Annotated in this window: 10 protein-coding genes; 2 read left to right on the top strand and 8 right to left on the bottom strand. The window is 59.1% G+C overall.

Going from position 1 to position 13,071, the window contains the following annotated elements:
- Window positions 1-92 precede the first annotated feature (92 nt).
- A complete protein-coding gene (locus tag FHS49_RS11880) occupies window positions 93-527 on the bottom strand; it encodes an Rrf2 family transcriptional regulator (protein WP_184019770.1) in 435 nt (144 codons plus the stop codon).
- An 85-nt stretch (window positions 528-612) separates the two neighbouring features.
- Between FHS49_RS11880 and FHS49_RS11875 the strand changes: the two genes are divergently transcribed.
- Window positions 613-1,392: a class I SAM-dependent methyltransferase gene (locus FHS49_RS11875; protein ID WP_184018791.1), complete on the top strand. Its 780-nt coding sequence runs from the start codon at window positions 613-615 to the stop codon at window positions 1,390-1,392.
- Between the two features lie 32 nt (window positions 1,393-1,424).
- On the opposite strand, the gene rsgA is transcribed toward FHS49_RS11875, so the two are convergent.
- The 6 genes from rsgA to FHS49_RS11845 form a co-directional block, all read right to left on the bottom strand.
- Window positions 1,425-2,450 (bottom strand): ribosome small subunit-dependent GTPase A, encoded by a 1,026-nt coding sequence (gene rsgA, locus FHS49_RS11870; protein ID WP_246350663.1) that lies wholly within the window; start codon window positions 2,448-2,450, stop codon window positions 1,425-1,427.
- 332 nt (window positions 2,451-2,782) lie between these two features.
- Window positions 2,783-3,712 carry an alpha/beta fold hydrolase gene (locus FHS49_RS11865; RefSeq protein ID WP_184018787.1) on the bottom strand — a complete coding sequence of 310 codons (930 nt, stop codon included), beginning with the start codon at window positions 3,710-3,712 and terminating at the stop codon, window positions 2,783-2,785.
- Window positions 3,713-3,765: 53 nt separating this feature from the next.
- A complete protein-coding gene (locus FHS49_RS11860) occupies window positions 3,766-4,827 on the bottom strand; it encodes a DUF3089 domain-containing protein (protein WP_184018785.1) in 1,062 nt (353 codons plus the stop codon).
- Between the two features lie 143 nt (window positions 4,828-4,970).
- Window positions 4,971-6,458, bottom strand: coding sequence for a flavin monoamine oxidase family protein (locus FHS49_RS11855; protein WP_184018783.1), 1,488 nt, complete (start codon window positions 6,456-6,458; stop codon window positions 4,971-4,973).
- 126 nt (window positions 6,459-6,584) lie between these two features.
- The gene (locus tag FHS49_RS11850) at window positions 6,585-8,690 is read right to left on the bottom strand and encodes a TonB-dependent receptor domain-containing protein (protein ID WP_184018781.1); all 2,106 of its coding nucleotides are present in this window, start codon (window positions 8,688-8,690) and stop codon (window positions 6,585-6,587) included.
- Between the two features lie 279 nt (window positions 8,691-8,969).
- Window positions 8,970-9,443 carry a c-type cytochrome gene (locus FHS49_RS11845; RefSeq protein WP_184018779.1) on the bottom strand — a complete coding sequence of 158 codons (474 nt, stop codon included), beginning with the start codon at window positions 9,441-9,443 and terminating at the stop codon, window positions 8,970-8,972.
- A gap of 297 nt (window positions 9,444-9,740) precedes the next feature.
- On the opposite strand from FHS49_RS11845, the gene FHS49_RS11840 reads away from it, so the two are divergent.
- Window positions 9,741-10,622 (top strand): LytTR family DNA-binding domain-containing protein, encoded by an 882-nt coding sequence (locus FHS49_RS11840; protein ID WP_184018777.1) that lies wholly within the window; start codon window positions 9,741-9,743, stop codon window positions 10,620-10,622.
- Window positions 10,623-10,703: 81 nt separating this feature from the next.
- On the opposite strand, the gene FHS49_RS11835 is transcribed toward FHS49_RS11840, so the two are convergent.
- Window positions 10,704-13,037 carry a putative bifunctional diguanylate cyclase/phosphodiesterase gene (locus FHS49_RS11835; protein ID WP_246350660.1) on the bottom strand — a complete coding sequence of 778 codons (2,334 nt, stop codon included), beginning with the start codon at window positions 13,035-13,037 and terminating at the stop codon, window positions 10,704-10,706.
- Window positions 13,038-13,071: the final 34 nt, after the last annotated feature.

Here is a 13,071-nt window from a genome sequence, read left to right as displayed (position 1 = left end):
TTCCGCGGTGCTCCAAGCCGAAATCATGGCGCATTGTGTAAGAGGAAAGGTGATCGCCAGATGGCCATCCCATCTTATCGTGCACAAACCTCCTACTGGAGCGTCGCGGAACAGCGGGCTTCAAAGGCGCAACCCAATTGGGCCAAGCTCACCGCGCCGAGCCGTTCGACCAATAGAGCCTCGGCGTCGCGCAAGGCATCGCCCACGGCTTCGTTGACGACCTGCTCGACGGCGCAGCCGGGATTGGAATTTTCGTTGCCGATCGCGAAGATCCTGGGGCCGCCGACCGCGCGATGGACGTCGAGCAGCGTAACCCGGTGGAGATCACATGCGATTGTCCAGCCGCCGCCATGTCCCTTGTCCGAGCGGACATAGCCAGCATCACGCAGCCCGGCCATCGTGCGGCGGACGAGCACTGCATTGGTTCCAAGCATCGCGGCGATGGCCTCCGATGTCATAGGGCCATCATGCCGCGCCATATGAAGCAGCACATGCAGCATTCGAGAAAGACGACTGTCATTTCGCATCATCCGACCTTTCACATGCCTTTCATCATTGGCAAGCGCTTCTATTCACGATACTCGTAAAGTTACATGATTCGGAGAGCGGAAAATGCGCGAATTTGAAAATCCCGATCACTGGGATGCGGCGGCGACCCATTATGAGCGGACGGCCCATCCGTTCACGACGCGTTTTGCAGAGGCTGCGCTTTCGCGCGTGACGTTGAAGCCGGCGAGCCATGTTCTCGACGTGGCCAGTGGAACCGGCGCGCTCGCGCTGGCGGCAGCGCGCACGGGCGCGCAAGTCATGGCAACCGACTTTTCGCCTGCCATGGTTGCGCGTGTTGCGGCGGCGGGGCTGCCCAATGTGGAGGCGCGGGTCATGAACGGACAGGCGCTCGATCTGCCCGACGCGCGCTTCGATGCCGTCTTCTCGATCTTCGGCGTGATCATGTTTCCCGATTGGCGCAAAGGCCTGAAAGAGATGCGACGAGTCACGAAGCCGGGCGGCGTTGGCGTGGTCGCGACATGGCAGACCGAGGGAGCGGCGACATTCCTGCTGCTCGGCCAGATCCGGCGGAAGCTGTTTCCCGAGCGCGAGAATATGGCCATGCTTGAAGCCGTGCTGGCGCTGAGCGATCCCGGCGATTTTGCCTGCGAGATGGTTGCGGCGGGCTATCGCAATCCGGAGATCGCCAGCGTGACGCATGACTATACGCTTGAGGTCTCGGCTCTGGACGAGCCCGACACGCTTTTCGGCATGTCGCCCGACTGGACCAGCCTGAGCGATGCAGACAGGGTGGCGGTGATAGACGAGGCACGGAAGATGGCCGGTCAAGCGGCGGTTCTTCCGATCCCGTCTACGGCTTTGATCGCTGTCGCGACACGCTGAGGATCATTGGAAGGCGCATCGCTGCTCGCATCCTATTTCCGTTTGCTGCCTGCCGCGCCCGCGATGCGATCGAGGGCGCGGCGCTCTGCCAGACTTGCGCTGTTGTAAGTCTCTTCCGTCACCAGCCTGCGCCAACGATCAAGGCGCGCGGGCGCAAGCGATCCGTCGGCAATGGCCGTCTGGATGGCGCAGCCCGGCTCGACATTGTGCGCGCAATTGGCAAAGCGGCAGTGCTGCGCCATATTCACGATGTCATCGAATACCTCGGCAAGACCGGCCGCGGCATCGGTGAGCTGCAATTCCCGCATACCGGGCGTATCGAGCAGCCACCCCCCCTGATCCAGCCGGTGCATTTCGCGGACCGTGGTCGTATGACGCCCGGTGTCGTCGCCCTTTCGTATGGCTTGTGTGGCGATGTTGTTGGATCCTCTCAGCGTGTTCACCAGCGTCGATTTGCCGACACCGGAGGATCCAAGAAGAGCGACCGTTGCCCCCTTGCCACACCAGGCCGCGAGGCGAGCGACGCTGTCGGCATCGCGCGCGTCGACCATTTCCACCAGCAGGTCCGCTTGCAGGTGGCGCGCCGCTGCCGCGAAATCGTCAGGTGTATCCGTCAGGTCCGTTTTTGTGAGAACCACGACGGGTTGAACGCCGACCTCGCGTGCCAGTACCAGATACCGCTCCAGCCGCGGGGCGCTGAAATCCTGGTTGCAGGAGGCCACGATAAAGAGCGTATCCACATTGGCAGCGATCAATTGCGTCTTCTGATCCTTGCCGGGCGCGCGCCGCTTGAACAGATTCTCACGCTGCAGAATGCGCCTGATCTGAAGCGTTGTATCCTCAATCAGCAGCCAGTCGCCGACCGTTGGATGATCGTCGGCTTCAGCGGCGTCGGGTATGTAAGGTTGTATAAGATGTGTCGATCCCGCCCCAGCGACCGCGATCTTGCCGCGATGGACCGCCATCACGCGGACGGGGTGACATCCGGCATCGTCATGACTTGAGATTTGCGCGTCGAAAAATGGCCGCCAGCCAAGTTCATCCAAAGTCTGGTTCATGGTCTCACACATATCCGTCAGGCATTGATCGAAAGCCCAGTCCCATTCATCGAGATTTCGGCGGCTTTGGCACCATGCCCCATGGGGGCCGCAATGCCGTCCGCAATTTTACGGCACCTTGCACTGAAGCGGCGCAAAGCGCCTCAATGGCTGCGCCGATATACCGGAGAGGCCTCTGAGGGAACAGAGGCATTCACCATCATGCAAGAATAGGCGGGCCTTCGGCATTGATTGGCTCTGCCGCAGACTCAACCAATTTTCCTCACGAAGGACTTCGTCGCAGATTCGAGGCAGCCAGAAATCAGCCCCGTTCGTTGGACGCGACGCGCGGATCAGGATGGCTTCAGCGAAAGCCGATCCATGAAAATCCGGGCTTTGCGCGCGCTGGCAATGCCGCATTCGATGGGCATCATGTGCCCGCAATTCTGGATTACCAACAGCGCTTTATCGCGCGAGCCAAGACCCGCGAGCGCCTTTTTACCCTGCGTTTCCAGCGGCACTTCAGGATCACGATCCGACCATAGCAACAGTGTCGGCACCGCAATCCGGGCGAGATCCTGTGGCGTGCGTGTGAAGGGAATATAGCCGGAGGGCCGTGGCTGGCGCTTCATACCCTGCGCGCGATTGTTGAGATCGGTCCACTGCTGCACCAGGGCCGGCGTGATCTTGCTTCGATCCGCGAAATTCATCTCAAGCACACCCCGCCAAAAAGCGGTGGGATGCCAGCCGCCAAACCAGGAATCCGCCCATAGAACCGACCGGAACCAGAGCGGATAATGGGGAGGTGTCATCGCAAGCGGACCTGCGGCGATGTTGGCGAGGATCAGCCCGCGCACCTGGCCAGGATGATCGGCGGCGTAAGCGGCGGCGGGCTCGCCGGCGCTGGACGTTGCCGCCAGAACGAAGCGGTCCACGCCCAATTTGTCCGCCAGCTTTGCGATGAGCGCCTGCTCCCGGTCTGAATCGTATCGCCCTTCGGGATCGGTGCCGGACAGCCCCATGGGCGGGCGATCATACCGGATGACTCGATAATGCGGGCTGAGCGCGGCGGCCCAGTCATTCCATATCAAGAGGCTGCCATAGGATCCATGGACAAGGATGATGGCATCGCCTGAACCTTCATCGACATAGTGGATCGATTGCCCGTCGATATCCACGAACATGGATTGCGGCAGGGCATAGCGGAGGCGCACATCCGCCTCATCGGGTTTGAGCCAACCGTTGCGCGCGGAAAGGACGAAGCCAGCTATGCCGATGGCCATGATCAGCGCGGCATAAAGCGAGCCTTTGGCTGCCCGTCTGCACCGCGACCGGCTCAATGCTTCCGGCCTCGCATCTTCAGGAATGCGGCTGCGCGCAACATCGCATTGGCCCGCACATCGGCGTAAAAGAGCCCCAGATCATGATAGTGCATACTGCCGCCGGGCAGGGGCTGCAGATCAAGCACGGCATCAGGCTCCACGATCAGCGCGCCCTTGTCGCAGCGCGCTTTCACGCCGTTTGCCCTCAAGCGCTGCAGTCCGCCCCAACCGGGAGCGCCTGGAACCGCGCCCTGGCTTTTATCCGCATCCGCATCCGGACGCGCGCGATCGAATGTGAGCGGATTGATGCACAGGATCGTCTTGCCGGGATCATCGCCATACCGCTCGATATAGCGTTGTTCCGCGAGAGCGGCCGTAGCCGCCCGGTTGCTTTCGGGCAGAACGGCATTCCATGCCACCACGCATCCCGTCTGATCCGGCGTGTCGCAGATGGAAATCGTTTTGTAGGTTTTGCCAAATTCGCCTTCGGACAGATTGACGCCGATGACATAGGCCGCGACCAACCGCGCCACCAATGGGGTGCCGTCAATCTTGCGTTCGAGAAGGCGCGCCAGATGGAATGCGCCCTGACTATGCCCCGCCAGAATGAAAGGCCGGCCTTCACTGGCTGCCATGAACGCATCAAACGCGCGCTCGACATCGCCATAAGCGAGATCGAACGCTTTGCTGCCATCGCCTTTCATATTCATCAGCGCCAGGAAGGACGCCTGGCGATACCGCGGCGCGAACACCCGGCAACAGGCGTTGAATATGCCGCTCTGACGCGCCACCACGCTGGCGTCGGTCCAGGCGTTGAGCGCGCCATTGGCGATATCGGCATTCCAGTGATCCATGCTCCGATCGGTTGTCGGATGGATATAGAAAATGTCGATGGCGGGCGAAGCCGCGGCCGGCGTCGCGCCTGGCGCCACGATTGGCACTGCGCCCGCGAGCGGCGTCCAGGCCTCCGTCTTGCTGTAATCAGGCGCAGGCGGTGCTGGCGACTGGGCAAAGGATACCGGTGCCGCTTGCGCGGTCACCGACCCGCTGCTCGACACGCCCAAAGCCGCAATCATCAGGCGTAAAGCGAAGGCATATCGCTTTGTCTTCATGGGCGCAGGCGACCGGGATATTCGCCTGCGCCTTTGTTGAAGGCTGACGGTGTTGGTTGAACGCTCATCATTCCATCCTGACTTAACCGCCCAAATTCAGATCGGCCTCATGCACGCGCCATGATTTCGATCGCGGCGCGCTCGCCACTTTCCATGGCCGATTCCATGCCGAAATCTATGCGCCGCGTATGTTCGCCCGCAAAGTGCATGATTTTCCAGGGCTCCAGCATGGAGCGGCCAAAGCTGTTGACCTGGCCGGGCGCGAAGCTGAAGCCGCAACCCATTTGCAGCGGATCAAGCGCCCAATCCTTATAGGTCTTGATTTTCACTTTGCCCACCGAAGCGGGACGGAGACGTGCCAATTCATCGATCAGGAATTGCTCGCTGCCCTTGCCTTTGGCGCTGATATTGCGTGCGCTCGGCCCGGTCAGCACGATCATCGCGCGGTTCGTTGGCCCGCCCTGGTGGTTCTGGATCGCCCAGAACATCCCCAATGGCCCATCGGTCTGGAAGGATGCGGGAAGGCCGTCCTCCTGCCAGAACGGATCAACCGAGAGATAAAGCCGCGCCGTATTGGCATAAGGCATGTGTGCAATGGCATCCGGCGAAGTGCCGCCGTTACCGCCTTCGATCTTGACCTGCCGGAGCATCGTGAATGGGATGGCCGATATGATGAACCGCGCCTTGTAGCTGGTGCCATCAGTGCAATGAACCGTGCCGCTCTTGTCGCTCATTTCGATGCGGCCGACCCTTTTGTTCAGGCGCACGCTATCTCCCAACGTCGCTGCCATCGCAGCGGGCAGGCGGTGGCAACCGCCCTCGATATTGGACGTCGATGTCAGGCCGTTGACCAATTTGCGCTGATGGATTTCGCCGAACGGCTGTTCCCGGCCGGCGTGCTGCTCTTCCGTGTTTCCGGTCGCGCCGAAACTGACATCGACGGCACCGCGTGTCTCTTCCTGCCACATCCGCAGCACTGACGTGCTGTCGATGTCGATCCCGCTGGGCCAGAGCGAGGCCAGCTTGATCGCCTGTTCGCTATGACCGTGCGACTGAAGGAGCTGGCGGAGGCTGATATCCAGCGACGCGTATTTGGGATCGAGCCAATCGGTGACATCCTGAAAGGGATTGTATTTTGAAACAAGACGCTGTGCCATCAGCATGGGCGGAATGCTGCGTTCTTCTCCAACCGTCTTGTTGAGGGGGTTATCCGCCCATTTGGCGTTGTCGATCCATGCACCTTGATAATGAGCGCCAAAGGGCAGGAGATCGCGGTCTTCCGGGATCAGCTTCAAATTCATCTTCTGGACCATATCAAGCACGCGCGCATAGCTGCGGCCGATCTGGCTGGCACCGACGTCTACCGGCCCGTCCACGCTTTCATGCGTTCTGACCCTGCCGCCGACGATGGAATTGGCTTCAAGCACGATGGGCCGCATCCCCTGCTCTTTCAAAAGCATGGCGGCATTCAGGCCGGAAAGCCCCGCGCCGATGATGATGACGTCGGCGGTGTCGGCTGCAAAAGCACTTTTGGGTATCGCTGCCACACCGGCGGCGGCCGTCGCATAAGTCAGAAATTTGCGGCGATCGAACATGATTTTCCTCAATTGTTGTGGCGAGCAGCGGATACGCGCGATGTCGTCATGATCGCCGCCGGATGGGAGCGGCTTGCCAGCGCCGGAAATGCTCCGGCGCTGGTTGCCTGCAAAACAGGATGGCGATCAGTATTTGACGGAAAAACGGATGCCGATCTGCCTCGGGTTTGGCAGTTGAACGATGAAGGTTCGCGCATAATTTGAAGGATTGACGTAGGCGCGGGTCGAATCGATGGCGCGATTATCGAACAGATTGTTCACATAGAGCGCTGCCCGCACCGTGCCGTTCTTGAAGCCCGCCTGGACATCCACCGTGGTTTTGGATCCCGTTTCGGCCAGACCTGCTTCCGTGGCGTAGGTGGTGCTGCGATAGTTCAGATCGCCCTGGAGGAATGCAGTCGCGGTGTCGTTGATCGGTAAGCTGTAGATCGTGCCGAAATTGCCGGTCCAATCAGGCGTGCCCGCGATCTGATCCTTGCCGTCGGTCTTGATCCCGGCGTTCGTGGCGCGCGTGTCGACATAGTCCAGGATGCGGATCGGTGAATAACCAATGCCGCCATAGACATCCCAATGGTCATCCGGCTGGAAACGCAGTTCGGCTTCGAAGCCGGTCCCGCGCGCCTTGCCACCGTTGAGCGTGATGCCAACCGGGAAGCCGCCCACGATTACCTGCGAGTTCACCTGGATATCGGACCAGTCGATGTAGAAGACCGATGCGTTCAAGGTCAGGCGTCTGTCCAGCCAGGAGGTTTTGAAGCCGGCTTCGTAGACCCACATTTCTTCTTCGTTATAGGCTTTCAGATTATCCGGAACCGGGCTGAAGCCGGTGCCGGCCGAGTTGTTGAAACCGCCCGGCTTGTTGCCCTTGGCCACGCTGGCATAGATCATCTTGTCGCGCGAAAATTGATATTCGAGGATCGTGCGTGGCAAGACATTCGTGAACTTGTTTTCAAATGCGCCGGCGACCAACGCCGCGCGCGGCTTGGACGTTTCGGAAATGCGGTCTTCGGAATAACGCAGTTCTTGCGAGAGCGTGAGCCCGTCGGTGATCTCATAGCTCAGGGAGCCGAACGCACCGAAGGTCTTGATCTCGCGTGTCAGGATATTGGGCGTTGGCGCCAAGATAGATGATGATCCCTGCGCCGCCGTCGGGCTGAAATCCAGGCTCCGGTAATCTTCCTTGCGGTAATAGCCGCCCACGAGCCATTTCAGCGGCCCGTCATTATCCGATTGAAGGCGCAGTTCCTGGCTGTAATCCTCGATCTCGACATCCAGAGTGCTGCGGAAATTGCCGAGCAATGTCGTGCCCGCAATGATGTCGGGCTGTCTTGTGAAATCGATGTCGGTGTCTTGGGTTTGATAGGCACGGTTGTAGCTCGTGATCGACGCGAGCGTCACGCCGCCGAAATCATAATCGAAGTGAAGGCCCGCGCGATAAAATTCCAGATCGATCTGCCCATAATTGTCGCCATTGTGCGCAATGAGATCGGAATCCCCGCGCAATTTCCCCACATACCAGCGCTGGTTCGGGAGCGTGCCGGTCTGGGTGTTTGTCGCGACCTGATGCCAGGCAGGCTGACCGATATTTTCCTTGCTATAGGCAAGACGGAGATAGACTTCGCCCTGGTTCTCGCTGCCCAATTTTGCCCGCAGGCCGCCGATCAGGGAATAGCTGTCACTGTCCCCGACATCCTGGCCTGAAAAGGAATTGTTGTAGAAGCCATCGAAGCTCCGGCGCTGGCCCGCCAGCGACACGGCGACGCCATCGGCCACAGGCCCGCTGATCCGGCCTTCGAGACGATAGAGATTGTGCTCGGCGACCTCTCCGGAAAATTCGGCTTCCAGCTTTTCCAGATTGGGGCGACGCGAGACATAGTTGATCGCGCCCGCCAGAACGCCACGACCGAACAATGTGCTCTGCGGGCCGCGCACGACCTCGATCCGCTCCACATCGAAAGACTGCAGATTGATGCCCGACGAATTGCCGGTGTCGATCCCGTCAATGAAAACGCCCACCGATGCCGAACCGCCGGTGCGCGGTGCGCCGATGCCGCGGACGACAGGAACGCCACCAAAGAGGCCCAGATTGTTGGAGAAGGTGAAGTTCGGCGTGCGCTTGGCAATGTCCGAGAGATCGGAGATGTCGTAGCGCTCGATCAGTTCCTGATCATAGGCTGCAACCGACAGCGGCACCTCCTGAAGCGTTTCTTCCTGCTTGCGGGCCGTGACCACAATCTCGTCGATTTGCGCGAACGCGGTCCCTGAACTTAAAGAAATCAATGATGCGCCCAAATAGCACACTGTTCTCATAGATTTACGATCAACAGATGCTTGTTTTGTGGAATTTTTCATATAATACCCCTTAATATATAGAAAAACATTCAGATTTTTCTGAATTGTCAACTTAGATTGGCAAAAAAACTGATTCAATTTCGAACCATTTTTTATCCGACAGGCGATAATAAAATCTTATGGCCATAAAACTTATTTATATATATTAATTTGTTACTGTTATTTTCCAGAATGTTTGATATATTCAATTAGTACCTTGCGTCTTTTGGCATCCGATATGCCTGAAAATGCCATCTTATTGCCCTTGATGACCGCAGACGGACGGGTCAGCCAAAGATCAAGCATCTTGTCGTTCCACACGATGTTGGCGGCCTTCATGGCCGGAGAATAATTATAGTTGATCACTTTGCCGGCTGGTTTCCCGAAAATGCCAAATAGATTGGGTCCCACTTTGTTGGGCGCGCCGGCCTTCAGCGCATGACAGGCGCTGCACTGCGCCCAGGCGATTGTACCGGCCGATCTGGGCGGTGTTTGAGCGTGGCCGGCCTGTAAGGGCAACAGCGCGGAAATCGAAATCGCCATGGTGCATAACAGCGCATCGACGCGATTCAGGCATCGATCCTTCATCGTTCGGGTCTTTTCAGATCGGGTGCGATCAAGCCTTGCAAAGGGCGTGCGCTCACCGCTTTTCAACCGCTGGTGCCGCGCACTCGGCGGCGCTGATAGAGGACGTCCGCATGGAGAATTGCCCCTTGTCCAAGCCAGCCTTGAGGCCGGCGTCTTTTATCTGTCCTGCAGGTGCTAAGCATTCGGGTTGCCGGCTCAACGGTGTATTCCCGGGCGGTGCGCAGGGTTCCCCAAAGACATTTGGGAAGGCTCCAGCGTGCATGAATGCGTTTCGTGCTGCGCGAATGGATTGACGTTGCAGATGAATCGTTTGACAAAGGTCAGACCCATTGACGGGTTCCGCACTGACTTTTGGGAATATCCTTGGCGAAGACAGTTCCGCTTTCTGGCTCATTCTGGTCGTCTGACCGACGCACGGTGCTGGGCCTGAGTCCCAGAGAAGCGCTCATTTTCTATCTGTTGATCCCGGTCGTTCTGGGGTTTCTTGCAGGGTGGCCTCAAGCCGGCCGGACCGCGCAATGGCCGAAATTCCATGCTGTCGGATTCTGGGTGATCCTGTCGGTGGGCGGTTGGTGGCTCAATGATCTTTTCACCCGGATTTTGCAGAAGCCGCTCCGCCGTGCGCGCTTTCCGCTTTGGGCCGTTCTTCTGATGGGTGCCCTATTCGCGTCGCTGCCCGCGGATTTTTTCTTCCAATGGGTCGTCCATGTCACCTATCGGATATTTCCGGGTCTGCCGCTGGACCGTCCGCTGCCCGTTCTCGCCCTGAACGCCGCCTCGTTTCTGAAAACCCATGGTTATGCCTGGATCGTCTGGCCGACGATCAATCTCGTCCTTTTCCATGTGATGAAGATGCCGCGTTATGGCTTCAGCCCCGTGGCAAAGACGCAACTCCTAAGCGAGCATGGGCGAGACGACAGTCCATTTCTCGCCAAATGGCCCGCCCATTTGCGCGGCGAGATTCTAGCGCTTGAAGCGGAGCAACATTATCTGCGCATCCATTCCACCGAGGGCAATGCACTCATCCTATATCGTCTGTCGGACGCGATGCGGGAGCTCGGTCCGAAAGGGATGCAGGTCCATCGCAGTTTCTGGGTCACAGCCGGGGCGGTCGCCCACGTCGTTCGCAACAATGTCTCGCTGAAATTGGTGCTCACCAACGGCATGGAGATCCCCGTGAGCCGGTCATTTCGATTGTCCGTGCAACAAGCTGATTTTCTGCAGAGCAATCCAGGCAAGAATTAAGTGCTTTGAACATTGGAAGGCAGGCAGGCGGATATGGTCGGCGTCCGGCTGCTTTTCCCGTCCATTCGAAACGCAATCGCGTCAGGCGGCCTCGCGGCGGGCGTCCTGGGCGTCTGCGGTGATCAATAGGGCGGCTTGCTCGGCCGATACCGGTCGACTGTAAAGAAATCCCTGTATCGTGCCGCAACCCTGCGCCCGCAATTCCGCCATCTGGCTTTCCAGTTCGACGCCTTCGGCGGTGGTTTCCATCCCCAAGGCAGTGGCCAGATCGACGATTGCGCGAACGATGGCTGCCGCATTCTGCTCGGATGCGATCCCCGTGACGAAACTGCGATCGATCTTGATCTTGTCGAACGGGAAACTGCGCAAATAGCTGAGCGAGGAATAGCCCGTGCCGAAATCATCCAGTGCAAATCTGATGCCGAGCGCGCGCAAAGAATGAAGCAGCGCCAGCGTATCGTCCGTATTTTCCAGAAAGATGGATTCCGTCATTTCGATTTCCAGACGATGCGGCTCGATCCCGCTATAGGCGAGCGCTTGAACGATCACTCCTTTGAGGCCGGGGCTGCGAAATTGAAGCGGCGATACGTTGACGGCAACGCGCATATGGGCCGGCCATGATTTCGCCTGGCGACAGGCCTCATGGATGACCCATTCGCCGATCTGGATGATCAGGCCGGTATCTTCGGCCACGGGGATAAATTCGACGGGGGAGACGAGCCCGCGCGTGGGGTGATGCCAGCGCAACAGGGCTTCGAAGCCCGAGATGCGATCATTCTTCAGACACAGAACGGGCTGAAAATCGAGCCTGAATTGACCTTCGGATAGCGCCTCGCGCATATCCAGTTCCAATTGGCGACGCGCGCGGGCGGCTGCATCCAGAGCCGGTTCGAAAAAGCAGAATGTGCTGCGGCCATCCTGCTTGGCGCGATAGAGTGCGAGATCGGCATTTTTCAAAAGCGTATCGGCGTCGTCCCCGTCATGCGGCGCAATGGCGATCCCGATGCTGGCACCCGTCGCAACGCTGTGACCTGCCACGAAGAGCGGTTCACGCAGCCGATCGACGATGGATTGCGCCAAGGCTCTCGGGCGATCCGTCGCGGCCTGATCATTCAGGATGATCGCAAATTCGTCACCGCCCAGCCTGGCCAGATGCGCTTCGCCGCAAAGCTCGCTGATCAATTTGCTCACCAGCTTCAGCATCTCGTCGCCCACGGGATGGCCCAGTGTATCGTTCACGCTCTTGAAGCCATCCAGATCCAGGCAAAGCACGGCGACCGGCGCGTCCCTATGCGTAGCGCGGCGCAGATCGGCGTCGAGCTGTTCCCGAAACAGAACGCGATTTGGCAGATCGGTCAATGAATCATGGAAGGCCAGATGGGCAATCCTGTTTTCCCGTTCGGCAATGCCGGTCGACATGGCGTTGAAACTGCGCGCCAGGCGACCGATCTCGTCATCGCTATCCACTGGAACCTCGGTGCGCTCTCCCTCCTCCAGCGCGCGGGCGGCCCGATCCAGGCGGGCGATGGGGCGGGCGATGCTGCGCGCCAATTTCAGGCTACCGAAAAGGATCAGCACAAGGCCGATCAATCCGGCGAGAACGATGCCCCCCTGAAGCGCGCGATAGGGCTGCATCGCCTTGGCGAACGGATAAGAGAGCAGCAACACGCTCTCCGTCTCATTCTCCGCTGCTGGCAAAGGCTTTGCCAAGGCGAAGGCAGAGCCGGCGGCCAGAGCGATCGGCCGGGCCTCGGCGGTGCCCTGCCTCAGCGAAACATTGACGAAATCGCTGATCATATTCTGGTCCGCGCCGCGCGATGCACTGGGCGACACCCATTGGCTGCCGCTTTTCCGGTGCAAGACATCGGCCGTCAGGGGAATGGTGGACAGGCCTTCCAGCGCGCGCATCTCGGCGGCGTCGAGTTCGATCGCAAACAACACCCAGCCGATGCGTTCGGGTGCCAGAATAGGAGTGGTCACGACATAGTAACTGCGCGCGCCCGTGGAAATCACGGCGGCATTGCGCCCCTCCTGCATCCGGAAAGGCAATTGGGCCGCGATCTTTTTCAACGCAGTGTCTCCGGTGCCCGTCAGAGTGCCGTCATCAGTGATGATATAGGCATTGTCCGTGCCGGATCGCGTGCGCAAATTGGCCAGGGCTGATTCGATCGTTGGCTGATCCCCGGTTGCCACCGCGGCGCGAAAGCCGAAATCGCGTGCCAGCGTATCGGCAGAATCGCGCAATCCCTTGCTGCGCAAATCCAGCAGCCGGCTGAAAATCTTGTTGCTGTTGGTCAATTCGGCAAGAACGCTGCGTTCGACATTAGCTACGATCGCATATTGCGCGACGAGCGCGACAAGCATCAGCGTCAGGGCAAACATGCCGGTATAGAGAACGCTCAACTTGGTGCGCATACTGCGAAAACGCGGCATACGGAATTGCCATCCC

This window comes from Sphingobium boeckii, from assembly GCF_014199215.1.
Classification (GTDB): Bacteria; Pseudomonadota; Alphaproteobacteria; order Sphingomonadales; family Sphingomonadaceae; genus Sphingobium_A; species Sphingobium_A boeckii.
The sequence above is the reverse complement of the archived record's forward strand: the minus strand, read 5'-3'. Positions and strand labels throughout refer to the sequence as shown.

What these genes read in the sequence shown, in the direction of transcription:
- rsgA (WP_246350663.1), bottom strand. Translation starts at nt 2,450, where the DNA reads ATGAACCAGACTTTGGATGAACTTGGCTGGCGGCCATTTTTCGACGCG.
- FHS49_RS11865 (WP_184018787.1), bottom strand. Translation starts at nt 3,712, where the DNA reads ATGGCCATCGGCATAGCTGGCTTCGTCCTTTCCGCGCGCAACGGTTGG.
- FHS49_RS11860 (WP_184018785.1), bottom strand. Translation starts at nt 4,827, where the DNA reads ATGATTGCGGCTTTGGGCGTGTCGAGCAGCGGGTCGGTGACCGCGCAA.
- FHS49_RS11855 (WP_184018783.1), bottom strand. Translation starts at nt 6,458, where the DNA reads ATGTTCGATCGCCGCAAATTTCTGACTTATGCGACGGCCGCCGCCGGT.
- FHS49_RS11880 (WP_184019770.1), bottom strand. Translation starts at nt 527, where the DNA reads ATGCGAAATGACAGTCGTCTTTCTCGAATGCTGCATGTGCTGCTTCAT.
- FHS49_RS11875 (WP_184018791.1), top strand. Translation starts at nt 613, where the DNA reads ATGCGCGAATTTGAAAATCCCGATCACTGGGATGCGGCGGCGACCCAT.
- FHS49_RS11835 (WP_246350660.1), bottom strand. Translation starts at nt 13,037, where the DNA reads ATGCGCACCAAGTTGAGCGTTCTCTATACCGGCATGTTTGCCCTGACG.